This window comes from Planococcus sp. CPCC 101016 (genome assembly GCF_007859295.1).
Taxonomy (GTDB): Bacteria; Bacillota; Bacilli; order Bacillales_A; family Planococcaceae; genus Planococcus.
In genome coordinates, this window is sequence record NZ_VOHB01000003.1 from 13,744 (window position 1) to 38,142 (window position 24,399).

Here is a 24,399-nt window from a genome sequence, read left to right on the forward strand (position 1 = left end):
CCCCCTATTTTGATACCAGCTGTTGAACCTTTTCTGCAATTGCTGTTCCCACGTCCTGTGTTGTGGAATTGCCTCCTAGATCTGGTGTCAGCACTGTTCCTTCTTGAAGCACTTGTTCAATCGCGTCAACTATGGCGGTCGACAGGTCGGTTCTTCCTAGGTGCTCCAACATCAAAGCGGCTGACCAGATTTGTGCAATTGGATTGGCAATTCCTTTTCCAGCAATGTCCGGCGCTGAACCGTGAATGGCTTCGAACATGGAAGGGAAGTTGCCTTCAGGATTAATATTGCCCGATGGAGAAACACCTAGACCTCCAACTAAAGCGGCTCCAAGATCTGTTAAAATATCTCCGAACAGGTTTGAAGCGACTACTACTTCGAATGATTCCGGACGCATCACAAAGTATGCAGCCAAAGCATCAATGAAATTACTTTCGAGTTCGATATCAGCATAGTCTTTCGCCACGGACTCGACTACTTCATCCCATAGTTTCATCGAATGGATAATAGCATTGGATTTGGTCGCACTGGTCACCTTGGATTTATTATTTTTTCTTGCATATTCGAATGCGTATTTGGCAATTCTTTCCACGCCCTGTTTGGTGATGACTGTGTTTTGAATAGCCATCTCTTGCGAGTGCTGCTGATAAAGCCGGCCGCCGATATTGGAATACTCGCCTTCTGCGTTTTCCCGGAATACCATAAAATCGATGGGCTGCTCATTTTTTAAGGGAGACTCAATTCCCGACAAACGCCTGATTGGCCGCATATTAACGTATTGCTGAAAATTTTTACGAATCGGCATAATCAATTCCCAAATAGTGACTTCATCCGGCACACGCTTGTCTCCAACGGCACCAAACAGAATCGCATCAAAATCCTTCAGTTGATCCAATCCGTCCTCAGGCATGATATGGCCATGCGCCAAATAGAACTCACTGCCCCATTCAAACTGTTTAAAATCAATATCAAAACTAGCATCTGTCTGTTTTAAGGCTTCTAGCACTTTAATCGCTTCTTTTGTAACATCCGGTCCAATCCCGTCTCCGGGAAGGACCGCTATTTTATAAGCTGGCATGAACTTTCCTCCGATTTCTTAGTCTCCAAGAAGGAATAAACTGATTCCTGGGATAAACGAAATAATGAGTACATCTACTATCATAATCAGCACAAACGGAACAATCGCTTTCAACAGACTTTCAAACTTCGTCCCCGCAATATTGGCGGCTACGAATAAATTGACTCCCACCGGCGGCGTAATGAATCCGATTCCGAGATTGACGATCATGATAATGCCGAAATGCACGAGATCGATGCCAAGCGCACTGGCAATCGGGACAAGAATCGGTGTTAAGATGATGATTGCTGCAGATGTTTCCAGGAAAACACCGCAGATCAGCAGCAGCAGGTTGATGATCAATAAAGCAATAATCCAATTATTCGTCACACTCAGCATCAATTCAGTCAGCTCAGCCGGAATCCGCTGCCGCGTCAAGTAGTAGCCGAATACAGAAGCCCCTGCAATGATGAACATAATGACTGCCGTTACAACAACAGAAGAAGAGAAAATTTTGACCAGATCCGCCAACTTGATTTCGCGATAAATGAAAATCCCGACAAACAGGCCATAAACAACTGCTACGACTGCAGCTTCCGTCGGTGTAAAAATTCCGCCGTAAATACCGCCAAGAATAATCACTGGCATCATTAAAGCCAAAAATGCATCTAAAAACGCCTTAAAGAAATCTTTGAAGCCAAATTTTTCTCCTCCGCCATAGCCCTCTTTCAATGAAATCAGGTACACCAGCAAAATCAGTGAAACCATAACAAACAAACCGGGAACAATCCCTGCGATAAACAATTCGCTGACTGATACACCAGCCGCTACACCGTATAGTACGAGAGGCACACTTGGCGGAATCATAATACCGATGGTTCCGCCAGCTGCTTGAATGGCAGTAGCGAAACTTTTGTCGTAGCCTTTATTGACCATTGCAGGAATCATTAAAGCCCCGACTGCAGCTGTTGTAGCAGCTGCAGACCCTGAAATAGCCGCAAAGAAGGCGCATGCCACAATTGATACAATGCCCAGACCGCCTTTGACCCGGCCGAAAATGACGTTGGCTAAATGGATCAGACGCCGCGAGATCCCGCCGCTCTCCATCAATTTACCCGCAAGAATAAAAAACGGAATCGCCATCAGCGGAAACGAGTCAACAGAGTTGAACATCCGTTGAATAATGACGATTAACGAAACGTTTCCATCGAGAAAGAATACGAGAGTCGAAGCGAGTCCAAGCGCTACGGCGATCGGAACATTAATTAAAAACAAAGCCATTAATAAAATAAACAGCACCAACGCCATCGTCAGACACCCCCGCTTTTAAAGTCTTTTGAAAACTGCGAGGCCATATTAATGATTAAAACTATACCGCTTACCGGTATTATCATATAAATCATTCCCATTGGAATCCGCAGCACAGGCGATGTTTGGGACATCCCTTGCATGGCCAAGTCATAGCCTTCAATCACCATCAATAAGAAAAAAATCAAGCTGGCAAATGTCGCAATGATATAGAGAATCTTACGGATGGAAACGCCGAACAAATTCACAAAAAACTCCATTCCGATATGCGCCTTCAAGGACATTGCGTAAGCTGCACCTAGAAATGTCAGCCAGATCAAGCTATATCGCGCCAACTCCTCAGTCCATGCAAGAGGTGAGTTCAAGATAAACCGAAAAATCACCTGGAGAAAAACGACGGTGACCAGTAATGCCATAAGAAGATTCAATACATGCTTGATGCCAAAATTCATATACCCAATTAATTTATCCATCGTCTTGCCTCCGATATAAAAAAGAGAGAAAGGATTCTCTCTTTTTGAATTAACTTATTGTTCGTTTACTGGGCATCCAGAATTTCGTTCAATAGATCCTGGTGTTCGATTGTTTCATAAACTGGCTGCACTGCTTCCTGGAAAGGTGCAGTATCAATGTCTTCTATGATTTCCATACCGTTATCCTTTAGAGTTTGAAGCGACTCCTGTTCCATTTCAACAATCAAATCACGTTCTCTCGCTCCTGCTTTTTGTCCTTCTTCGACAACGATGTCACGCAATTCTTCCGGCAATTCATCGTAAGTCTGCTGGCTCATCATATAAATGGCTACAGAATAAACATGGCCTGTCAAACTCATGTATTTCTGGTTCGCATCATATAAACTGAACTGATCTGCAACGATTGCCGGATTTTCCTGAGCATCGACTACTCCTTGCTGCAATGCAGTGATTGCTTCAGTCCAAGCCATTGGAGTAGGCTGTGCACCTAATGCTTCAAAAGCAGCTAAATGAATTTCGTTTTCCTGTGTTCTGATTTTCAAACCTTGCAGATCTTCAGGAGCTTCAATCGGACGAACGGCATTCGTAATATGGCGGTAGCCATTTTCTCCCCACGACAAACCGATGATTCCGTTTTCTTCCATCTTCGCGAATAGCTCGTCACCGATATCGCCTTCTAAAATTTCCACAGCCGATTCACGATCCTGGAATAGGAACGGTACGTCCAACACGCCTAATTCCGGCACAAAGTTGGTAACCGGTGCTGTTGATGAAACGACCAAATCGACAGTGCCAAGTCCCATACCTTCTGTCAATTCACGTTCTGCTCCAATTTCACTATTTGCAAAAACTTCAATTGTCACTTGACCATCTGTCCGTTCTTCTACAGCTTCTGCCATTTCCAGAAATCCAAGGTGGTAAGGATGATCATCCGGCAATGAATGGCCGGCCTGCAGGACATAAGTTTCTCCTGATCCTTCTCCTTCTCCTCCTGTTGATGAACCACTGTCAGAACCTCCACAAGCTGTTAAGCCCAAAACACTTGCTAGCATAACTGAAACAAATCCGAATTTTTTCTTTACCATCTTCTTTTCCCCCTTTTTTATTCTGCTTCAGCGCCCAGTATATCCCCACTTATTCAGCGAGAACGCAACTAGCCGTAAAAGTTTGGTTTGCCTGACTTGCCTCCATGGAAATCAAATCTGTAGGCTTTTTATGTCAATTGGAACAATTTCCCTGGATTCAATAAATTATGCGGATCTAAGGTCTTTTTAAGCGCTTGCATAACTACTAAAGAATTGCCATGTTCAAGTGGCTGATATTTCATTTTTCCGATTCCGACGCCATGTTCACCGGTGCAGGAACCACCGCGGGCCAGCGCATATTCAACAATATGCTGATTGAACTTTTCCGCTCTCGCCATTTCCTCGGCATCTTCAACATCAATCATCAGCAGCACGTGGTAATTGCCATCTCCGACATGGCCGACAATTCCACCAATCAACCCGTATTCCGGCAATGCCTTTATTGCGCCTTCGATTCCACCAGCCAATTCAGAGATCGGAAGGCAGACATCTGTCACCATCAATTTTTTCCCTGGATTAGCCCGCATAGCTGCATAGGCTAAATTGTGGCGTGCATCCCACAATAAGTTACGCGCAAGCGAATCCTGTTCAAATTTAAATTCCGAACAGCCGCTATCCAACAAAATCTCTTTAGCAAAATCAACATCCTGCATTAACCCTGCTTCGTTGCCGTGAAATTCAAGGAACAAAGTGGGCACTTCCGCATAATCTGTTTTGCTGTAGCTGTTTACCTGGGCAATCGATTGCGCATCAACCAGTTCGATGCGGGCGACTTGAATGCCGGCCGATAAAACGCCGACCACCGCTTCCACTGCCTGGTCGATGGTTTCAAATGTAGCCCTTCCAGCTACAATCATTTCCGGAATTCCATAAACTTTTAAAGTCAGTTCAGTAAAAGCTCCCAATGTTCCTTCAGAGCCGACGAACAAACCGTTCAAATTATAGCCGGAAGATGATTTGACCGCTAAGCTTCCCGTATGAATAATTTCTCCATTCGCTAAAACCACTTCCATATCACGCACTTGGTCACGCATGACGCCATAACGCACAGAAGTAGTGCCACTGGCATTGGTTGCTGCCATTCCGCCAAGCGTTGCGTCAGCTCCCGGATCCACCGAGAAAAACAAACCGTGTTTCTTCAATTCCTGATTCAGCTTGGAGCGGGTGACACCAGGCTGTACTTTGACTAAAAAGTCGCCAGGCATTACTTCAAGCACTTGGTCCATCAAGGAGAAATCGATGGAAATACCGCCGTTGTAAGGAATCACATGTCCTTCTAGACTGGTACCAAGACCAAAAGGAATAATAGGGACTTTGTGTTTTTCGGCGATTTTCATAATGCTGCTGACCTCTTCAGCGTTCAGTGGAAAAACAACTGCATCCGGAAAGGCAGGTTTGTGATAAGATTCATCCTTGCTGTGCTGATCCAGGACCACCGGGTTTGTTGAATAACGATCAGTCGGCAGCAAGCTTGCTAGTTCATCAAAATAGCTCATAGCAGCCTCCTTAATTTACGTAATATTCCGTCTTTTATTAACAAAATGACTCAGTGGAGTTGAAAGAAATTCCACTGAATGTTGATGCTTAGAACTTTATTTAATAGTAAAAAGATACTTCTTCACACCGCTTCCTCTTCATACATCAAGACGGAAGCGGTGTAAAAAAAGAAGCTTTCTATCAATTCGACTTTTGCAGTACAAATTTGTTTAACGGTTTAAGTAATCGGTGACTGCCCCTTTAGAAGAACAGGACACGTTATGTGCATATTTGCCAAGCACACCTTTTTTGTGGAGCGGTGGAGCTACCCAGTTTTTGCGGCGTTCCTCCAATTCTTCTTCAGGAACATCCATGGAAATTTCCTGCAACTCAGAGTCTATGGTCACCATGTCGCCTTCCTGTAAAAAGGCAATTGGGCCACCAGCCTGTGCTTCCGGCGCAATATGTCCAACTACTAAACCGTGTGTACCGCCCGAAAAACGTCCATCTGTCAGCAATGCTACAGACGCGCCCATGCCTTTACCGACAAGGATTGCTGATACTGATAGCATCTCCGGCATTCCCGGACCACCTTTTGGTCCTACATAACGGATGACCAATACATCTCCGTCATTGATTTCATTCGCCATGACAGCTGCTGTCGCTTCTTTTTCATTATTGTAGACGCGAGCAGGTCCAGTGTGGCGTTTCACTTTCACGCCTGAGACTTTCGCCACTGCGCCGCTCGGTGAAAGGTTTCCTTTAAGGACAATAAGTGGACCATCTTTGCGTTTCGGATTATCGAAAGGCATGATGACTTTTTGCCCTTCCTGCAACGCCGGAGCTTCATTCAGGTTTTCTGCCACTGTTTTGCCCGTGACCGTCATGCAGTCGCCGTGCAGATAGCCAGCCTCCAGCAACATCTTCATAACAGCCTGAACGCCGCCGACACGGTGCAGATCCTGCATGACATATTTGCCGCTCGGCTTCAGATCAGCCAAATGCGGTACAGTTTTCTGTAAACGGTTAAAGTCGTCAATCGTCAAATCTACTTCTGCTGCATGGGCAATCGCCAATAAATGCAGAATGGCATTTGTCGATCCGCCAAGTGCCATGACAACTGTTATCGCATTCTCAAACGCTTCTTTCGTCATAATGTCTTTCGGATAGACGCCTAGTTCAAGTAAATTATGTACTGCCGCACCCGCTTTTTCACAGTCCGCCAGTTTTTCTGGAGATACTGCAGGGTTGGAAGAACTTCCCGGCAAACTCATCCCCATCGCTTCAGCTGCCGACGCCATCGTGTTAGCTGTGTACATTCCACCGCATGAGCCCGCTCCCGGACAAGCGCCGCATTCGATATTGCGCAGCGTATCATCGTTGATGTCACCATTGTTATGCTGGCCGACACCTTCGAATACAGACACAATATCAATATCCTGGCCATTGTGACGGCCGGGAGCAATGGTTCCTCCATAAACGAAAACAGCCGGAACTTCAGAGTTAGCGATGGCAATCAAACATCCAGGTATGTTTTTGTCACAGCCGCCGATTGCCACTAGGCCGTCCAGACTTTCTGCTCCTACAACCGTTTCAATCGAGTCCGCAATGACGTCCCGGCTTGAAAGAGAATATTTCATACCTTCGGTCCCCATTGAGATTCCGTCAGAAACGGTAATCGTATTGAAGATAAATGGCACGCCCCCAGCAGCTCTTGCCCCTTTTTTCGCACTAATTGCTAAGTCATCAATATGTATATTACACGGCGTCACTTCACTCCAAGTACTGGCGACACCAATCATCGGTTTCTTAAAATCTTCATCGGTAACTCCTACTGAACGCAGCATGGCACGATTAGGTGCTTTCATCGCTCCTTCACTGAAAACCTTACTGTTAATTCGCAAATCTTTTTTCATAATTATCCTATCCTTTCTTTTCTATATATTATAGAGCACATTTGTCAGAATTCAACGAATAAAAAAATAATATTTTATTATTTTTATAATCGTCAAACAACTTACACAATGTATACGGTTTCATGTAGTCATAGCTTTTTTCATTCTTGCCGTATGCAATATATTTCTATATAATTACCTTGTCTACAATAACTTTTAGGACAGGAAGTAGCTGTCCTTTTTTCCAGTTATCCTGTTACATACTATGAGGTTAACCGAATGAATTCTTTATTTATTTAATGAAGTAAGGAAACGCGCTTGGAATTTCGAGTAAAAGGAGATGGTCATTTGTTGATTCGTGAAGCCAAAAAAAATGAGTTTTATTTATTGAAAGAGCAGCGCCTTTCTTCATATAAAACATATGAAGAAGAGCTCTCGGCACAGCACTGGGAACTGCTGAAAGCCAATCTGTCTTCCGATAATGACCAGCAGCCAGGAGTTGAAGTTTTTGTTGCAGAAATTAGTGGAGAGATTGCTGGCAGTGTCGCATTGTTTCCCGCTGAGTCCACAGCTTACGAATGGGATTCCGAGACGATTGATTATCCAGAAATCCGTTTATTGGCGGTCAGTACAGATTTCCGTTCCCGTGGAATCGGTAAAGCGTTGGTTGAACATTGCATCGATATTTCCAAAATTCGCAAACAAAAATTCATCGGACTCCATACGGGAAGCTTCATGAGAAACGCCATCGCCCTTTACGAAAAGATGGGCTTTGAGCAAGTTGTTTCACTCGACCATACACCGCTGGATGACGGCATTGTTGTCAAAGCATTTCGACTAGACATTCAAAAACAGTAAAAAGGTTCCGTCAAATTTTGACGGAACCTTTTTTTAAAAGATTCTTTTTAAGCATTTCTTCTATCGAGGAAAGGTTGATAGTTGAATTTTAAGAACGTGTTATTGAATTATGTGCGCTCCTGTCTTCACTTCTTCATAAGATTTCCCTTTCACTTTCTCCGAAGATTTTTCTACTGACTAGACAGTTTAAAGCAAACAACTTTCGGCTCTGTCATTTCTTGAATGGAGAATTTGATGCCTTCACGACCTAACCCTGAATTTTTAACCCCGCCAAATGGCATCGCATCGATACGATAGTCACTGCTGTCGTTGATCATAATGCCGCCTACATCTAATTTAGCGATCGCTTTATGTGCAAAATCAATATTTTTTGTAAAGATTCCTGCCTGCAGTCCATAATTGACGTTATTTGATAACGCAATGGCTTCGTCAAGATCTGTTACTGGATAAAGCAAGACGACTGGCCCGAAAACCTCTTCTTGCGCAATCGTGCAATTATCCGGGACATCCGTCAGCACGGTTGGCGAGTAGAAGGCACCGTTGCGCTCCCCTCCTGTTAGGACTGCTGCACCCTGATCAATCGCTTCGTCGACCAGCTTTTCAACGCGTATCGCTTCTTTTTCAGTAATCAACGGTCCCATATCCGTCAGTTCGGATTGCTTGTCACCCAAAATATATCCTTCTGCGCGCTCCACAAATTGGACTTTGAATGATTCGAAAATACTTTTCTGGATATAAATCCTCTGAACGCTCAGACAATTTTGTCCAGCTGCCGAGAAAGCACCTGATACGCTTGAACCCACAGCATCTTCTATATCTGCATCTTCCAGAATGATGACCGGTGAATTTGATCCAAGCTCCATGCTGACTTTCTTCAATCCTGCTTTCCGTGAAATTTCTTCACCCGCTTCCAGTCCCCCAGTAAAAGTGATCATTCGGACAGCAGGATGCGTCACAAGTACATCACCGATTTCGCTGCCCCGTCCTGTAATTACGGACAGGACCTTAGCTGGCAAGTCAGCAAACGAAAAGGCTTCTGCCAAAAGCAATGCGCTAAGCGGCGTGACGGTTGCCGGTTTAACGATGATGGCATTGCCTGACGCAATGGCTGGACCAATCTTATGGGCAACCAAATTGAGTGGGTCATTGAAAGGTGTGATTGCTCCAATAATGCCAATTGGAAAGCGATAGAAATAGCCGATGCGATTTTCATTTCCGGGTGACTGGTCGAAAGGAATTGTTTCACCGTTAATCCTTCTTGCTTCTTCTGCGCTGATGCGCAGGGTTTGAATAGCACGCCCTACTTCTTTTGTTGCTTCACGAATTGTTTTGCTGCTTTCCAAGGCAATTGTTCGGGCATACTTTTCTCTGTGCTTTTCAATATACTCAGCGGCGTCATTGATCACTTTTATACGCTGGTGAACTGGCATGGCGGCTGCAATTTCCGCTCCTTCTTTTGCTTCTTCTATACAATTGAGCATATCTTTTGCTGTAGCAGAAGGGACTGAATCAATGATGCTGTTGTCTTGGGGATTACGAACATCGATAATCCGATCACTGTTTATCCACTTTCCCGCCAGAAACATTTTTTGGCCTGCAAGATGAGTAGTCATCCTATTACCCCCTATTTCTTCATAGTTTGACCGGGTGCTTTTCCCGGGCGATTGTAATCAGGTCAATCAATAGCGAAAAACCTGTCTCTACCTTACCGGCTCCAGCTCCGCTTAATGTTACAGAGCCCAGCAGATCGGTCTCATAAGTAATTGCATTGGTTGCACCACTAATAGATGCCAATGAATCAGTCAAATCCACCTTCTCTGGTGCAATCGAAGCGACCACTCCAGCAACTTCTTTACGCGCTTTTGCTACGAGCTTCCAGCGCTTTCCTTCTTTTTTGGCTTCTTCAATATCCGCTAATGTAATACTTGAAATGCCTTTGCAGGAAACTTCTTCAACGGTCAAGGGAGCCTTCATGACATAGTTCGATAGAATAACAATTTTATAGCGTGCATCATAACCTTCCACATCACTGGTCGGATCCGCTTCTGCATAGCCCAAAGCCTGGGCTTCCATCAAAGCTTCTTCATAACTGACGCCATCTGTCTCCATTTTTGTCAAAATATAATTTGTAGTGCCATTCAGAATCCCACGCACCTCGGTTATGTCATTTCCGGCGAGTGTCGCAATTGGCATTCGTAGTGCCGGCGTTCCGCTCATCACTGTGCCTTCAAATCCCCACGATACTCCATGGCTGTCGGCAATTTCCGACAACTCCTTATATGCCAAAGCGACGGGCCCTTTGTTTGTCATTACTACATTTTTCCCATTTTCAAATGCTGTTTTGCAATGATCGATTGCCGGTTGTCCTGTTTTCACATCCGTATAGGACACTTCGATGATGGTGTCGGCATTCGACTCGCGAATGGTCATCAAGCTGTCCCAGCCTTTGATCAGTCCAGCAGTTTGAGGATAGTCCTCCACATTGCCGGTTTCTTTCAGCGTTTTTAAGACCAGTTCGATATCAAGACCATCTGGCTGATATATCGATCCTTTCATCAAATCAGAGATTGCCACGATTTTTGCTTCAAACTCTTCCTCTTGCTTCAAGGCTTCTTTTTTTTCGAGAAGGATTTCAGCTAAGCCTTGGCCGACCACGCCAAATCCTATAAACGCCAATTTGTGGACCATGGTTTACACCTCTATCTTTTTAGTTTCAACTACGTTCATATCCTCCTGTAAAGAACAGCTGCTCCAAGCAGCCAAGCTTTATTTATTGTCAGCCGAATTTTTTACCTGTTAAAAAATTGAGTGCTGTTTGTGCAAGAATCGCAGTTCCTATTGGCAGGCAGCTTTCATCGATATCAAAAATTGGTGTGTGGAGGTCCCGTTGGTTTCCATCAGGAAAAGCACTTCCCAAGAAAAACATAGATCCTGGCAGCTTTTGTGTGACATAGCCAAAATCTTCTCCACCCATGCCAAATGGTTTTTTTGTGATCCTTAAATCTGGATATGTTTCGCTCATTGCTTTTAAGAATTTTTCATTGATTGCTTGGCTATTAACCAACGCAGGCTCGCCTCTTTGAATTTCCAAAGAATATTCGCCATCCAGATCTTTTGCAATTGAAAATGCTCTTTTAAGTTCAGCCGATAATAACTCACGGATTTCAGATGAATAACTGCGCATCGTCCCTTCAATCTTCACTTCTGTCGGAATGATATTGCTTGCTGTTCCAGCATGGATCTGACCTACGCTGACAACGGCTGCTTCTAATGCCGGCACTTTACGTGAAACAATTCCATGCAATGCCTGTAAAACCGGACCCAGCATCCAGGTCGGATCTGTTCCAAGTTCTGGATAAGCACCATGTCCGCCAGTTCCCATAATTTTCGCACGAAAAACGTCGACATTTGCCATGCTGCATCCGTCATTGACTTGAACTTCTCCGACAGGGAGCCATGGACACATATGAACTGCAATAGCTGCATCTACTCCTTCGTATACGCCAGCTTGGATCAGATAAGGGGATCCTGACATTCCCCTTTCATCTATACACTCTTCCGCTGGTTGAAAGATGAATTTAACGGTTCCTCTGATGTCCATTTTTTTAAACTGCTCGGCCAGAATTTCAGCCGTTCCTAATACAATCGCAGGATGGGCATCATGGCCACAGGCATGCATAATGCCCTTATTTTGTGAGCGGTACTCGGTTTCATTTTCTTCTTCAATCGGCAGTGCATCGATATCTGCTCTGATTGCGATTGTCATTCCTTCCCCCGCAGTTAAGGTCCCCACTACGCTCGTGTCTAGTCCGATTCCTATATCCACTTCTATCCCATCGATTTCTTGTAAAATACCTGCAATGTATTGTGCGGTTCCGAATTCTTGGAAACTGAGCTCTGGATATCGGTGAAACGTGCGCCGCCATTCAACCAATTTTGCTGTCATAGAATTGGCTTGTTCCACAATAAGATGCTGTTCCGGCATTTTCCATGCACCTCAAATCTGAATTTAAACTTTCAAAGCGATTTCCACATGATTAAATGCTTGCTCAAAATCTGCAATGATGTCTTCGATGTTCTCGATGCCGCAAGACACACGGATCAGCCCTTCCGGAATCCCCATTGCCGCACGTTCTTCAGGTGTACATTCCACATGGCTCGTCGTGCGTGCTGGCCCCACAGTTGTTTCCACTGCGCCTAAGTTTGCTGCGCGGTGGGCATACTGCAATTTTGGAAGAAGATCCCGCACTGTATCAACGCCGCCTTTGACCGCAAAACTTAGCATGCCACCGAAATCTTTCATCTGTTTTTTGGCGATATCGTGATTAGGATGGGTTTCGAGTCCTGGATAGAAAACGTCCTCGACCAATTCTTTTGTTTGCAGGTATTTTGCTAGCTCCATCGCATTTTTACATTGCTCACGAACACGGAGGTGAAGTGTTTTCATGCCGCGCAAAGTTAAGTAAGCTGCCATTGGGTCCATTGTAGCGCCGTTGATTTCGCGATAATGATAAACTTGCTCCACCAGTTCATGTGAACCGACCAAGACACCGCCCAGTGCATCTGCATGACCGCCGAGAAATTTTGTCGCGCTGTGGATAACCAAATCCACGCCAAGTTCAAGCGGGTTTTGGTTAATCGGTGTTCCAAATGTATTATCGATAATAACAAGAGCCCCTACTTCATGCCCCGCTTTCGCCATCCGTTCAATATCAGTGATTTTGACGGTAGGATTTGTCGGTGTCTCCAGATAAAGGATTTTGCAGCCTTTCGCGACTTCCGCTTCAATTGATTCGTGGTTGCCGGTTTCAGCCAAAGCCACTTCGATATTCTGGCGCGGAAGAAATTCTGTAAAAATCTTATTGGTGCCGCCGTATGTATCTTTAACAGATACAATACGATCACCAGGCAGTAAGAATGTCGCTAATGTATTGCTGATAGCGGCCATGCCTGTAGAAAAGCTGGTTGCTGATTCGGCGCCTTCCAGAATCTTCACTTTATCTTCGAATGCTTGTACAGTCGGGTTCGTATTGCGTCCGTAAATATGGCCTTTTTTCTTTCCGATTGCTACGTCATACCATTCGTCCATATCGTCATACGTATAGGCCACACTTAATACGACGGGTACTTGAGTTGCTCCATGAGCCAAGTATTCTTTTTCTCCCGCCCATACCGCTTTTGTTCCTGCTTGAATATCTTTTTTTGTCATATGACCACTCCTCTTAGTTTTCTTATAGTTCTTGATTATCGATTTCCATTCCTATAGGCTGCTTCAGCAATTCCTGGTAAGCAACCAAGGCAATGGCTGTATCTTGTACTCCGGTGCCGGTTAAATCACAAACTGCAATTTGCTCATTGTTATCCCGGCCGATCACCTTTTTTGAAGTTAATTGGCCCAGTTCTATTGCTTCGGAAGAATCTTTTAAAACATCCCTGTCCAAGGCGTAGTGTAATTCTCCAGCCGCTGCCGCCCGAATTTTGGTCAAATAACCATTATCCAGAAGAAATGCTTGAGGAATAACAGTTTTTTCACTCATTAGCACCATGAATCCATTGCCGCTCGGCAAGCCGATTTTTGGGTTGTCAAAAAATCCGGAAGAAACTTTGATAGCAAACCTTATTTGATTAAGGTTTTTCCTTTGACATACAGTCCTCTGGGTACATTGCCAAAGATTTCGCAGCCATCTTCTGTCACCCGGAAAGATTCGCTTATTTCAATACCGGATTTATCGCTCCACATCCCGAGAATCATATGAAATGTCATATTCGGCTGCAGGATCGTTCGATCGCCTTTACGGATACTTGCTGTATGTTCGCCCCAGTCCGGAGGATAATTTAAGCCTATCGGGTAACCGATTCGTGATTCTTTTTCGTAATTGTATCTAGCAATTGATTTCGTCCATGTTTCGCAAACTTCTTCCATGACAATGCCGGGTCTGATCATTGCAAGACATTCCTCAAGACCTTCTATTGTCACTTGTGCAATTTTTTTCAATTCATCACCTGGCATACCAAGGTGGACCGTTCGTGCTAGTGGTGAATGATAGCGTTTATAACAACCAGCCAATTCCAAAATGACTGATTCATTGTTTTTATAACGGGCATCCGTCCAGGTTAAATGAGGAGTCGATGTTTTTTCCCCTGATGGGATCAATGGCATAATAGCCGGATAATCCCCTCCAAATTCTTCTGTCCCTGTCACTTGTGCATGAAGTATTTGTGCTGCAACATCACATTCACGTACACCTTCGTTAATCATTTCAATAGCTGCATTCATTGCTTTTCCAGTGAGTATAGAAGCCTTTTTCATATAGGAAATTTCTTGATCTGATTTTACGATCCGGATCCAATTCACTAGTAGAGTTGCATCTTGAAAACGTGCGTTCGGCAATCCTTTTTTTAATTGTTCGTAGCATTTTGCTGTGAAATAATAGTTTTCCATTTCAACTCCTATACTTCGATTATCCTGCCCAATTTGCTTTAAAATTTCAGCCACAAAATCCATTGGATGATTCGTCTCTGATTGAACATACGTATCCGGATAAGAAATAATGTTGTCGTGATATAGCCATGTGGTGATTTTCGCCCCATTCGCATCCATTGTGCGCCCTACCCAAATTGGCTGGTCTTCATCATCAATGACAATCAGCATTTGATGTACATAGAATGACCAACCATCATAACCAGAGAGATAGTTCATATTTGCTGGATCCGTGATAAGCAAAACTTCTATCCCTTTAGATGCCATTCGCTCTTTTGTCTTTCGAACTCTTTCTTGATACTCTGCGGTCCCAAATGACATAGGAACTTCACCCTCTTTACCAAGTATTTTTTGAATATTCGGAACAAAAAATCCGTTACTTTAGTATAGAGTGACAGCCTCAAAATTATCATCTGCAATTGTGTATGAAAATTTCAACCTATTATAGTCAAATTTCTAATGGTTCTTTTTAAAAGAACAATAAAAACCGCCCCCCGAACTTTATATAAAGTTCGAACAGCGGCTTATTCATTTATATTTTCTGCAATCCCGATTTCCCAAGTTTTCAGACTCAGATCCAATAAAAATAAATCATCGGGATCAATAAGCGAAAGTCCGGTCAAAGATTCAATTTTTCTGAGTCGATAAAGCAAGGACTGGCGATGTAAACTCAAAACTCTTGCAGCTTGACTGACATTTCCTTGGCATTGATTATAGGATTTCAAGGTTCCGGTCAAATCCATATTGCGCTGCTTGTCGTATTCTACAAGTGGTTGAATCGTACTCATCATCACTTTTTTCATTTCCTCATTTTGCGCAAGGTTTAAAAGTACGCGGTCTATTTGAGTGTCACTGTACAGCATACGATTGCCCTTCCCTTTTTTCCGTCTGCCGATATCCAATGCCATAATGGCATGATGATAACTTTCAGCCAATCCTTTAAAGCCTTCAATATAATCCCCAATTCCCCATGAAATAGTGACTTCGGGCAAAAGATTCCTTAAACGGCGATCAGTCAAATCCAAAAAATCAATGATGTGATCTTCAGTTGATTCAACTGGCTTCTCCAGATAAATCAGCAATTGGTTTCCTTGGTAAGTCATCATGACTTCTCTTTTCAAGGACTGGGCAGCAAAGTAGATTTCCTCTTCAATATAGCGAATCATGCTTTCTTTCCACTGAACATAAGAGTCATAATCTTTCTCACGTTTTTCAAATAACTCCTTAAAATTTTCAGGAAATCCGATCAAGCAAACATATGGCAAATCAAGATTATATCCGAGCAGCTTTGATCTTGAAAGGGCTTGGTCCATTGAAATAAATTCGCCAGTAGCCACTTCTTGTACAAAATCACTGCGCAGATTAGCTTTTGTTTCTTCAATGGCATTTTCCCGTGAAAGCCATAGTGATATAGCCGTCGCCGCATGTTCCAATACTGCTGCCCTGAAATTTGTTAAGTACGAAACTGTCGGCATTTCTTTCGGCAATACTACGAAAATATAGCCTTGCGGATCTTCTGAAACTTGCAGAACCGGAATTTGCAGTATAACTTTTCCATCTAAATCCCCAGTCCGGAATTTGCGCAGCATGGGATCGTTATTCACCAGCTCCGCTTCACGCTGAATTGGAAAATCGCCCAAAATAACAGCGTTCTTCCATTTACCGATGAAATCCTGGGAATACCCACTAGCAGCTTGTATAAATCCGTTTCGGTCCGTAATAAGAAGTTGACAGTCAATCTGCCGCTGAATATATTTTGAAATATGATTCAAGTCCGTGTCACTCAGGATAAGCTTCAACAATTCCTGCTGAACTTTCTCTGACTTCTCCCGGTCTTTATACTGTGCATCGCTGATGTTCTTCATTACTTCTTCGATGATATTGGAAAATCTTACTTCCCATGGAAGCTCAATGATGACAAAGTTTTGTCGCTCAGCCAATTCAAGAACTTCTCTTGGAATATCAAAAACATGGCGGCCAATGGCAACCATCAATGCTGATGCATTTGAATCGATGATGTCTTGAACAAAACTCTTAAAACTGTCTACATTGTTATGACACCCGATTGCGGTCGTCAGGACAAGCTCGTTCTGACGGACGAAATTCTCCACTGGCATCTCCATTACAGATACCCACTGAACAATACGATCAGCCACAGAATTTTTTGCTGTTAAAATGCGGGCATTTTCTAAAATCTTATAGTTTAATACACTCTCTACCGTCAATTGCATGGTATCCCCCTTCGAGCTTAAACAGATTTCCTTTTGCCGCAAGCAAAAAAGCTTCAGCCAAATCGTTAACCTTGATTATAACATCGCAGAAAATACAGGGAAACATTTATCTGAATACTCTTTTTTTAATCATTTTTGATAACTGTTCTAAAAACTTGAGTTCATTCTCAAATAAATCCAAGCCTTCGTCTAAGGCTCGATGCAGAAAACTCAATTCGATTGGAAAGCTCACAGCATTTGCATGACGTTTTATTCTTCGTAAATTCCCACTGCTTTTCAAGTATATTTTTGGATCACTTTGAGCAAAACCGAAGTAACCACAACTCGTCCTGAGATAATTACCGCAAACGACGGATTTTGATGACTGATTTGATTCCCTAATACAGCTGCAATACCTGTAGCCGCTGCACCCTAGACAATCATACTTTGTTTATCCCATCATGTAAGCCATGGCACGGCCACTCTCTTCCTCAGGAATCAAAACTGACTGGCCCATAAATTCCTTGACCATATAAAAAATATTATTGATTATTGAGTCCGATGCCTCCACGTAAACTGTCCGCAAGAGTATCACTTTCATCCATTTCCCGTGGTTTACCAACTTTTATACTCTCATGCATAACAGCGGATTTTTCCATCGAAACACCAATTATTTGGATTTCTGGGCTGTTGGTTTTTAAAGCCAAACCGATTCCAGAAAGCAACCCTCGTCCGCCAATAATATGCGGATCGGCAACTGGCTCAAGCTCAAAATGACTGGTTCCACAAGCGAATTTTCACACAACTTAACCGGCAGGACATAAGAAAACAAGCCGAAAAAGCTTCGCGGCTTGTTTATTTCCTAGGATATTTAAGTACGGCTTTCTATAATAGCTTGCCGTTTATCTCCTCGACCATCATTGATTAAATGGATTTTTCCACTCCATCAGCAAGGCATAATTTCTTGACTCTTCATCTTCCACATAATTGGGTACTACAGCGACAGGCGTTCTGCCACAGCGCAGCAAAAAAGAAATGACCGGGTCTTTTATTTCACCCGCTATTACCTGATCTGCGTACTCTTCTGCTGACAGCTTATCTGAAAACCTGTGGTAACCCGGCATCCTCCCTCCTCCAAGGAGACGCTCCAGTCCATCCTGCACAACACGCTCGTACATGGATTGCATCAAAAGCTGGCCGAGTTTCAAAGACCGGTATTTTGGCCGGATGCAAATATCGACGATATACAAAGTTGCACCTTGCGGTTTGTGATTTCGGATATAGCCATCATCGGTTATCTCCTGCCATTTATGTTCAGGGTGCACAGGATCAAAATCCGTCAGCAATGCAGTCATCGACCCCGCGAGCTCTCCTTCTACTTCTATGCATAATGCTCCTTGGGGGTAGAGTTTCACATGATTTTCCAACTGTTCGTCATTCCACCAAAGTTCCGGAGGAAACGGTGGTGGAAAACTTTCTTTTTGAATCGCTATCAGCTCTGGAAAATCGAATTGGTTGTAATGGCGGATTTCCACATTTACTGGCTTTCTTCCGTCAAAGACATATTGCTTTTTACTGTACAATGGCTTCTCTCCTTTCTTTTCTTTATCATACGATATCCTTCTCCCGGTTTAAAACTACCAGGTGATTGCATCTTTTCTTGAAAAAAGGCAATAGGCAAACTCGATTTGGCCGAGTTTGCCTATTGCCTTAAAAGCACTTAAGTATAGGAAAGCTTTGACTGCAACGATTAGATGGGCGGCAAGACATTAGGTCCACCCAATGTCACCGCAACAAGTAAACCTGTAGATACGATAAATAAGATAGATAGTTTCATTTTCATCATTTCAATTCACCGCCATTCTCATCTCGATAAGATTGATAGAAATAAGCTTTTTCCCACTGCTCTTGCATCCGGTAATGAGCAGCCAATTCAGAAGCAATATTTTTAGTTTCCTTAATATAACCATGCTTTCTGAAAAATGGAAACATTATTTCTTCACAATAGGTATAAAGATCTGGTTGGGAAAAATTTCTTTTCTCGAAATAATTGGCATAAATTTGAAAATAATTCTCTTGTGACACTTGGCTGATCATCTTTAATTCAGCTATCAACAATGCAGCATCTTGTCCGGTCTCAATCATAGCTTCTAACAAGCTTACCAGAACTGCCTTGTAGAAATACGTATTGGTTTCTACTTTATCTTTTAGCGTCTGAAGAATTTCCAGGGCTTCCCCTGGTTTTCTCTTCAGCTTCAATAATTCTGTGTAATTGTATAGCGTTTGGCTATGCAATTCTATCTGTTTTGTCAGGTGAGTATTGCGGATCAATACCTCATAGATGCTTTCCGCCTGCACCAGCAGATTTCTCCGCGTATAATTGATTGCTAATAGCATTTGGGCATGCAAGAGCCGGATATAATTATGATGAAGCTGAAAAGAACGGACCGCCAATTCAGCAAAATGGGCAGACAGTTCGTAACGGTCAGCCAAAATGAGCATACGCGCCTTCTGGTAATAGAACTCTCCTTCAAATTTCTGCGGAATACTTTGAATTCCCATATCCAGACTATTGAGAATTTCAAGAGAGCGTGCATTGTCCCCTACCATGGACCAGTACAGGGACTGAAAAAATTGATGCACCCAATGTTCCGGCGCTAAAAAAGAGGCCTTCATTCGTTCCAGCAACTTTTTTTGCCGTTCCGCCTTAGCTGCATCAACATCATAAATATAGAAACGGAATTTATAAAGTTCATATTGATTGACTAGATAAGTAGATTGAATGTAATCGTTTTCTCTTTCCAACTGCGTATAGATTTCCCTCATAGTTTCCAAATCATAATGAAGAGAGCAATCGATGAAATTTTCGAGCAGCTTTTCCAATCTCTTGTGTTTTTCCACTTCACCTTTTAATTGAACCCCCATCTTTAATAACAGCGCATGAATGGTCGATTCATGCGGAATATAGGCATTTGATTCGATCTTGCTTAAATGTGAAATCGAGCAGATGCCATCTGCCAATTGCGATTGCGTCAGCTTGTTTTTTGTCCGATAGTACTTAATAACAGAACCCACATTCATAATTTCACCCTTTTTTACAGAATAAATAAAATATACCATAAAAAAACAACCCCGACATTTCTGACAGGGTTGCCGCTTTTGTGATGGCCTATTTAATTATTGAACACGCGCAAAACCAAATCCTGACGCATAATCGTCACCGTATCCAGCACCTGATCCTGACAGGATATCATATGCTTTTGCGCGGTTTTGAAGATTAGCTCGTACTTGAACATTGCTTGCACTTGGGTTTGTTGCCCATACTTTTGCAGCAAGTCCGGCTGCATGCGGTGAAGCCATTGAAGTTCCACTGATTGTCGCGTAACCACCTGTGTACCAAGCTGAATAAACTGCAGCACCTGGAGCTGATATTTCCACATCGTACTTGCCGATTAAGTAATCGCCAGCTGTAGAGCTATAACCGCGTGAAGAAAAGTCGGCTACGCGGTATGTGCCGTTCTGGATTACGTTTTCAAGAGCCGCTACTGCCACTGCATTTGGCAAGGCGCCAGGGAAGCCGATCGACCCTTGATAAGGACCTGAGTTTCCGGCGGCCGCGATAATCAACACACCTTTGTTGTAGGCATAGTTGACGGCGTTCGTAATCAGACTGCTTTCAGCAGAAGATCCCAACGACATATTGATAACCACTTTTGTCTTTAATGCAGCTGCTTGATCTGCAACGTGGCGGATGGCTGCTGCAATGTCATCAGAAGAACCCGATCCATTATCTCCTAACACTTTATAAGCCCAAAGGTCGGCTTGTGGTGCAACTCCGTACAAGCCTCCGTTGCCATTTGCAAGGGCAGATCCTGCAACATGCGTTCCATGTCCTTGACGATCCGTACACGTGCCATTTGTAATGCTGGCACCAAGCGTAAAGTCTTTGCACTGCTCAATATTACTCGCTAGATCCGCATGGTTTACATTGACTCCTGTGTCGAGGACTGCAATGTTAATCCCTGCCCCTCCTGAGGTTTGAGTTAGATTGCTGTTATTGTAGATGGCTTTGATGCCCCATGGTGTCGATTGAGAAGCCGCCATTGTTGAATATTTAGCCAATGGTTCAGCAGATGTTTCTTCAATACTGTATTCTGGAACTTTCTGGACAGATATATTTTTGTTTTTCTGGAGAGCTTCGAATTGTTTATTGTTCATATTGGTGGTGAATCCTTCGCTTTCAAAATCCCAATGGACCCCGTACTGGTTTTTGGCATTTTTCAGCTCTTTCTGGTTTGCTGTATCAATCAATACACGGAATTTCTCGTTGCCGTTCGCTTTTTCAACGGAATCCCCATTTGCGCTGACACCCAGTGCCGGTAGCAGTAAAGTAGCTGTCAACATTGCAGTCGTAATGAATTTTGCCGATTTCTTCATCGTTCAATCCCCTTTTCCAATATGGTTTATGGCGTTTAGGATCGGCAGCGGCGTCCCGCATCATTTTATGATCCCCGGTTGGTAAACCTGCCACATCTATAAGTTAGCAGAAGTTTCAGTTTTCCGTAATTGGGAAATTTATTATAATATAAGAAGGAAAATCCTATACTGTGTCTATATACTCAATTAAATATACCTATAAAAATTATTCATAAAAAAGCCGTAAAGCTATTCTTTCGAATTGCTTTACGGCTTCCTATAATCTCACAGCTATCAATAGGCCTCTTTATTTAAGAAAAATACGCATGCTTCATACGGTTGAAGCACGCCTTTGACCCGCTCTTCGTAATTGGTCAAAAGAAGTTCAGCATGATAAGGCGTATTCCAGGTACATGGGCGTTCACTTAAATTTGAGGCAATCAGCATCTTCGTATAGCGGTCTTCTCGAATATATGCGTAGACATCCGGACAGCCTGAATCAGTCAGATTGGTTGTTCCATAAACTAGGACTTCCCAGTTTTGACGCAAATGAATCATTTTCTTATAAAAAGACCAAATGGAATTAGGATCATTCTTCTGAGCTTCTACATTCAGCCATTGATAATTTGGATTTACGCTTAGCCACGGCTTGGCTTTGGAAAACCCTGCATACTCTTTGTTGTTCCATTGCATGGGGGTACGGGCGTGATCACGGCTAATTTTTTTGATGATTTCCATTAAATCTTCATGCGCTACGCCTTCTTTACGGTTATACCGATACATATTCTTTGTTTCAATGTCATTATACATCTCGATATCGTCAAACGGGGCGTTGGTCATGCCAATTTCCTGTCCTTGGTATATGAAAGGTGTGCCCTGCATGAAAAAGTACATACAGCCTAGAGCCGTTGCGCTTTCGAACCAGTAATCCCGGTCATTTCCCCAAATGGAAACCGTTCTGGGGCGGTCATGATTTTCGATATAGAGAGAATTCCAGGCAATGCCGTGTGCCACCTTCTGCCAACGGTTAAGAACTTCTTTTAAGTCTTCGACATCCAATCCGCTTTCATGGCCGGTGCTTGCTGCTTCAAGAGCTTCCCTATGAAAAATCATATTAAATTTCCCTTCATGTTCGCTGATCCATTGTTCCATGTCATGTGATTTTACGCTGTTCGCTTCGCCTACAGTAACAATATCATAACCTGAAAAAGCCTTATCCCGGAGTTCTGCGAGCATATCTTGCAAGCCTTCCACTTCAGTGAACTTTTCCCAGGCAGGTACATAAGGGAGATTTTTGGGATTTAGCATATTGGTATAATCTTTCTTCAAATGATTAATGGCATCGACGCGGAAACCATCAACGCCTTTATCCAGCCACCAGCGGATCATCTCATAAACGGCTTCGCGCATGTCTTTGTTTTCCCAATTCAAATCCACTTGGTTTTTCGTGAAGATATGCAAATAATATTGATTTGTCTTCGGATCAAAAGTCCAGGCAGGACCGCCGAAAATACACTCCCAATTTGTTTGCTGATCACGCCATACGTACCAGTCGCGTTTCGGATTATCTGTTGAGGAGCGCGATTCCACAAACCATGGATGCTGGTCACTTGTATGATTGATAACAAGATCGAGGATAAGCCTCATTCCTCTTTTATGCACTTCCCCAAGCAATCGGTCAAAATCCTCCATCGTCCCCATCTCTTCCATAATCGCCTGATAATCGCTGATGTCATAGCCATTATCAACATTCGGAGATTTATACATCGGGCAAATCCAAATAATCGTGATGCCAAGCTCATCCAAATAATCCAATTTTTCTGTTACACCGTTCAAGTCGCCGATACCATCTCCATTTGAATCATTAAAGCTTCTCGGATAAATCTGATAGACTACTGCTTCTTTCCACCATGTTTTCTTCAAAGTCCTCTCCCTCTTCCCACCATTGGAAATAACTATTGTCGAATCGGTTTTCCTGATCAGCTTCTTCTTTATCCTTTAAATATGCGCTACTTGCTCTTTCAGTCCTTCCATCCATTCCCAGCCGCTGATTTCAACAGCATCGGACACGTGATGAGGTTTGCTGGCCCCCACTATGGCAGAAGTGACAGCAGGCTGATTAAGGATCCAAGCCAGTGCAAACTGCGACAGGTTGTAGCCTTGATCGCCCAATAATTCCTTATAGGCTGCGACCTTTTCAAAATTTGCATCTGTAAAATAATGTTGGATCAATTCCTCCCCTTTTGCTGCACGACTGTCTTCTGGCATCTCTCCTTTTGTTTTGTACTTTCCTGATAACATGCCACGAGCCATTGGGCTGTATGCCAGCAGTCCCATTTTCTCCGACTGACAATAAGGTACCACTTCATTTTCCAGCTCTCGCGACAATAAATTATACTGCGATTGGCTCGAAACAAAATGTTCGAGCCCGTGTAACTCGCTGACTCCTTTTGCTTTTGCCATTTGCCAGGCCGCATAATTTGAACAGCCGATATAGCGAACCTTTCCCTGTCTTACCAGATCCGTTAACGCGGATAAGGTTTCTTCCAGCGGTGTACTGCTGTCAAAACGGTGAACTTGATAAAGGTCAATCCAATCGGTCTGAAGCCGCCGGAGGGATTCTTCAGCCTGTTGCATAATGTGATATTTGGACAAGCCCTGCTGGTTTGGCCCTTTGCCCATCGGCAATCCTACTTTAGTGGCTAGTACGACCTGATTCCGCTTCCCTTTCAAATAGTTACCGACAATTTCTTCGCATTCCCCTGTTCCATATTTAAATGCCTCGTCTTGGCCTTTGCCATAGAAATTAGCGGTATCAATCAGGTTGATGCCTGTATCCAGAGCAATGTCCATAATTTCAACTGATGCCTGTTCATCTATCCACCGCCCAAACGCCATTGTGCCTAAACTGATATTCGAAACTTTCAGTCCAGTATCTCCTAAGTTTCTATATTCCATCCAACTCCCCCTTATTGAGTACTGTCCGAATCCTGCAACATTTCATTACTCTTTCTATTCAATATTCGCTTGGAAATTCCTGCTATTTGACTCACTATATTATTAATAACTTCATTTTTTAGATTGTTTTTAATTATTTTGGGCAATATTGTTCTGCTTCACATATTACTAGCCTAGCTGCG

Annotated in this window: 20 protein-coding genes; 1 reads left to right on the forward strand and 19 read right to left on the reverse strand. The window is 43.3% G+C overall.

Going from position 1 to position 24,399, the window contains the following annotated elements; translation table 11 throughout:
• Positions 1-4 precede the first annotated feature (4 nt).
• The 6 genes from FQV26_RS12195 to ilvD form a co-directional block, all read right to left on the reverse strand.
• Entirely contained in the window at positions 5-1,078 is a 1,074-nt protein-coding gene (locus FQV26_RS12195) for a tartrate dehydrogenase (protein ID WP_146557823.1), read from the reverse strand.
• Positions 1,079-1,096: 18 nt separating this feature from the next.
• Positions 1,097-2,365, reverse strand: a complete 1,269-nt coding sequence (locus FQV26_RS12200) for a TRAP transporter large permease (RefSeq protein ID WP_146557824.1) — start codon at positions 2,363-2,365, stop codon at positions 1,097-1,099.
• 2 nt (positions 2,366-2,367) lie between these two features.
• Positions 2,368-2,838, reverse strand: a complete 471-nt coding sequence (locus tag FQV26_RS12205; protein WP_146557825.1) for a TRAP transporter small permease — start codon at positions 2,836-2,838, stop codon at positions 2,368-2,370.
• Positions 2,839-2,903: 65 nt separating this feature from the next.
• The gene (locus FQV26_RS12210; RefSeq protein WP_146557826.1) at positions 2,904-3,923 is read right to left on the reverse strand and encodes a TRAP transporter substrate-binding protein; all 1,020 of its coding nucleotides are present in this window, start codon (positions 3,921-3,923) and stop codon (positions 2,904-2,906) included.
• Between the two features lie 128 nt (positions 3,924-4,051).
• Positions 4,052-5,419, reverse strand: a complete 1,368-nt coding sequence (locus FQV26_RS12215; RefSeq protein ID WP_146557827.1) for an FAD-binding oxidoreductase — start codon at positions 5,417-5,419, stop codon at positions 4,052-4,054.
• A gap of 210 nt (positions 5,420-5,629) precedes the next feature.
• The gene (gene ilvD, locus FQV26_RS12220; protein ID WP_146557828.1) at positions 5,630-7,315 is read right to left on the reverse strand and encodes a dihydroxy-acid dehydratase; all 1,686 of its coding nucleotides are present in this window, start codon (positions 7,313-7,315) and stop codon (positions 5,630-5,632) included.
• A 327-nt stretch (positions 7,316-7,642) separates the two neighbouring features.
• On the opposite strand from ilvD, the gene FQV26_RS12225 reads away from it, so the two are divergent.
• Positions 7,643-8,152, forward strand: a complete 510-nt coding sequence (locus FQV26_RS12225; protein ID WP_146557829.1) for a GNAT family N-acetyltransferase — start codon at positions 7,643-7,645, stop codon at positions 8,150-8,152.
• A gap of 170 nt (positions 8,153-8,322) precedes the next feature.
• Here the strand turns inward: FQV26_RS12225 and FQV26_RS12230 are convergent, their stop codons facing one another.
• From FQV26_RS12230 to FQV26_RS12290, 13 genes are all read right to left on the reverse strand, one after another.
• Positions 8,323-9,765 (reverse strand): aldehyde dehydrogenase family protein, encoded by a 1,443-nt coding sequence (locus tag FQV26_RS12230; RefSeq protein ID WP_146557830.1) that lies wholly within the window; start codon positions 9,763-9,765, stop codon positions 8,323-8,325.
• Between the two features lie 19 nt (positions 9,766-9,784).
• Positions 9,785-10,840 carry a homoserine dehydrogenase gene (locus FQV26_RS12235; RefSeq protein WP_146557831.1) on the reverse strand — a complete coding sequence of 352 codons (1,056 nt, stop codon included), beginning with the start codon at positions 10,838-10,840 and terminating at the stop codon, positions 9,785-9,787.
• Between the two features lie 88 nt (positions 10,841-10,928).
• The gene (locus FQV26_RS12240; RefSeq protein ID WP_146557832.1) at positions 10,929-12,137 is read right to left on the reverse strand and encodes a M20 metallopeptidase family protein; all 1,209 of its coding nucleotides are present in this window, start codon (positions 12,135-12,137) and stop codon (positions 10,929-10,931) included.
• Between the two features lie 24 nt (positions 12,138-12,161).
• Positions 12,162-13,361 (reverse strand): cystathionine gamma-synthase family protein, encoded by a 1,200-nt coding sequence (locus FQV26_RS12245; protein WP_146557833.1) that lies wholly within the window; start codon positions 13,359-13,361, stop codon positions 12,162-12,164.
• Positions 13,362-13,383: 22 nt separating this feature from the next.
• Positions 13,384-13,689, reverse strand: a complete 306-nt coding sequence (locus FQV26_RS12250; RefSeq protein ID WP_261384329.1) for a hypothetical protein — start codon at positions 13,687-13,689, stop codon at positions 13,384-13,386.
• A gap of 80 nt (positions 13,690-13,769) precedes the next feature.
• Positions 13,770-14,954, reverse strand: a complete 1,185-nt coding sequence (locus FQV26_RS12255; RefSeq protein ID WP_146557835.1) for a M24 family metallopeptidase — start codon at positions 14,952-14,954, stop codon at positions 13,770-13,772.
• Positions 14,955-15,157: 203 nt separating this feature from the next.
• Complete coding sequence (locus tag FQV26_RS12260) at positions 15,158-16,864, reverse strand: PucR family transcriptional regulator (protein ID WP_146557836.1); 1,707 nt, start codon at positions 16,862-16,864, stop codon at positions 15,158-15,160.
• Between the two features lie 521 nt (positions 16,865-17,385).
• The gene (locus tag FQV26_RS19035) at positions 17,386-17,568 is read right to left on the reverse strand and encodes a pyridoxal-phosphate dependent enzyme (RefSeq protein ID WP_261384330.1); all 183 of its coding nucleotides are present in this window, start codon (positions 17,566-17,568) and stop codon (positions 17,386-17,388) included.
• Between the two features lie 192 nt (positions 17,569-17,760).
• Complete coding sequence (locus tag FQV26_RS12270) at positions 17,761-18,426, reverse strand: GNAT family N-acetyltransferase (RefSeq protein ID WP_146557837.1); 666 nt, start codon at positions 18,424-18,426, stop codon at positions 17,761-17,763.
• A gap of 259 nt (positions 18,427-18,685) precedes the next feature.
• Positions 18,686-19,924: a helix-turn-helix domain-containing protein gene (locus tag FQV26_RS12275; protein WP_261384331.1), complete on the reverse strand. Its 1,239-nt coding sequence runs from the start codon at positions 19,922-19,924 to the stop codon at positions 18,686-18,688.
• A 96-nt stretch (positions 19,925-20,020) separates the two neighbouring features.
• Positions 20,021-21,280 (reverse strand): S8 family peptidase, encoded by a 1,260-nt coding sequence (locus FQV26_RS12280; RefSeq protein WP_146557839.1) that lies wholly within the window; start codon positions 21,278-21,280, stop codon positions 20,021-20,023.
• A 273-nt stretch (positions 21,281-21,553) separates the two neighbouring features.
• On the reverse strand, positions 21,554-23,182 hold the full coding sequence (locus FQV26_RS12285) for a glycoside hydrolase family 13 protein (RefSeq protein ID WP_146557840.1): 1,629 nt from the start codon (positions 23,180-23,182) through the stop codon (positions 21,554-21,556).
• A 75-nt stretch (positions 23,183-23,257) separates the two neighbouring features.
• Complete coding sequence (locus FQV26_RS12290) at positions 23,258-24,217, reverse strand: aldo/keto reductase (protein WP_146557841.1); 960 nt, start codon at positions 24,215-24,217, stop codon at positions 23,258-23,260.
• Positions 24,218-24,399 lie beyond the last annotated feature (182 nt).

What these genes read in the sequence shown, in the direction of transcription:
- FQV26_RS12240 (WP_146557832.1), bottom strand. Translation starts at nt 12,137, where the DNA reads ATGCCGGAACAGCATCTTATTGTGGAACAAGCCAATTCTATGACAGCA.
- FQV26_RS12205 (WP_146557825.1), bottom strand. Translation starts at nt 2,838, where the DNA reads ATGGATAAATTAATTGGGTATATGAATTTTGGCATCAAGCATGTATTG.
- FQV26_RS12215 (WP_146557827.1), bottom strand. Translation starts at nt 5,419, where the DNA reads ATGAGCTATTTTGATGAACTAGCAAGCTTGCTGCCGACTGATCGTTAT.
- FQV26_RS12200 (WP_146557824.1), bottom strand. Translation starts at nt 2,365, where the DNA reads ATGGCGTTGGTGCTGTTTATTTTATTAATGGCTTTGTTTTTAATTAAT.
- FQV26_RS12275 (WP_261384331.1), bottom strand. Translation starts at nt 19,924, where the DNA reads ATGAATGTGGGTTCTGTTATTAAGTACTATCGGACAAAAAACAAGCTG.
- FQV26_RS12230 (WP_146557830.1), bottom strand. Translation starts at nt 9,765, where the DNA reads ATGACTACTCATCTTGCAGGCCAAAAAATGTTTCTGGCGGGAAAGTGG.
- FQV26_RS12250 (WP_261384329.1), bottom strand. Translation starts at nt 13,689, where the DNA reads ATGAGTGAAAAAACTGTTATTCCTCAAGCATTTCTTCTGGATAATGGT.
- FQV26_RS12195 (WP_146557823.1), bottom strand. Translation starts at nt 1,078, where the DNA reads ATGCCAGCTTATAAAATAGCGGTCCTTCCCGGAGACGGGATTGGACCG.
- FQV26_RS12255 (WP_146557835.1), bottom strand. Translation starts at nt 14,954, where the DNA reads ATGTCATTTGGGACCGCAGAGTATCAAGAAAGAGTTCGAAAGACAAAA.
- FQV26_RS12290 (WP_146557841.1), bottom strand. Translation starts at nt 24,217, where the DNA reads ATGGAATATAGAAACTTAGGAGATACTGGACTGAAAGTTTCGAATATC.
- FQV26_RS12280 (WP_146557839.1), bottom strand. Translation starts at nt 21,280, where the DNA reads ATGAAGAAATCGGCAAAATTCATTACGACTGCAATGTTGACAGCTACT.
- FQV26_RS12235 (WP_146557831.1), bottom strand. Translation starts at nt 10,840, where the DNA reads ATGGTCCACAAATTGGCGTTTATAGGATTTGGCGTGGTCGGCCAAGGC.
- FQV26_RS12245 (WP_146557833.1), bottom strand. Translation starts at nt 13,361, where the DNA reads ATGACAAAAAAAGATATTCAAGCAGGAACAAAAGCGGTATGGGCGGGA.
- FQV26_RS12260 (WP_146557836.1), bottom strand. Translation starts at nt 16,864, where the DNA reads ATGCAATTGACGGTAGAGAGTGTATTAAACTATAAGATTTTAGAAAAT.
- ilvD (WP_146557828.1), bottom strand. Translation starts at nt 7,315, where the DNA reads ATGAAAAAAGATTTGCGAATTAACAGTAAGGTTTTCAGTGAAGGAGCG.
- FQV26_RS12210 (WP_146557826.1), bottom strand. Translation starts at nt 3,923, where the DNA reads ATGGTAAAGAAAAAATTCGGATTTGTTTCAGTTATGCTAGCAAGTGTT.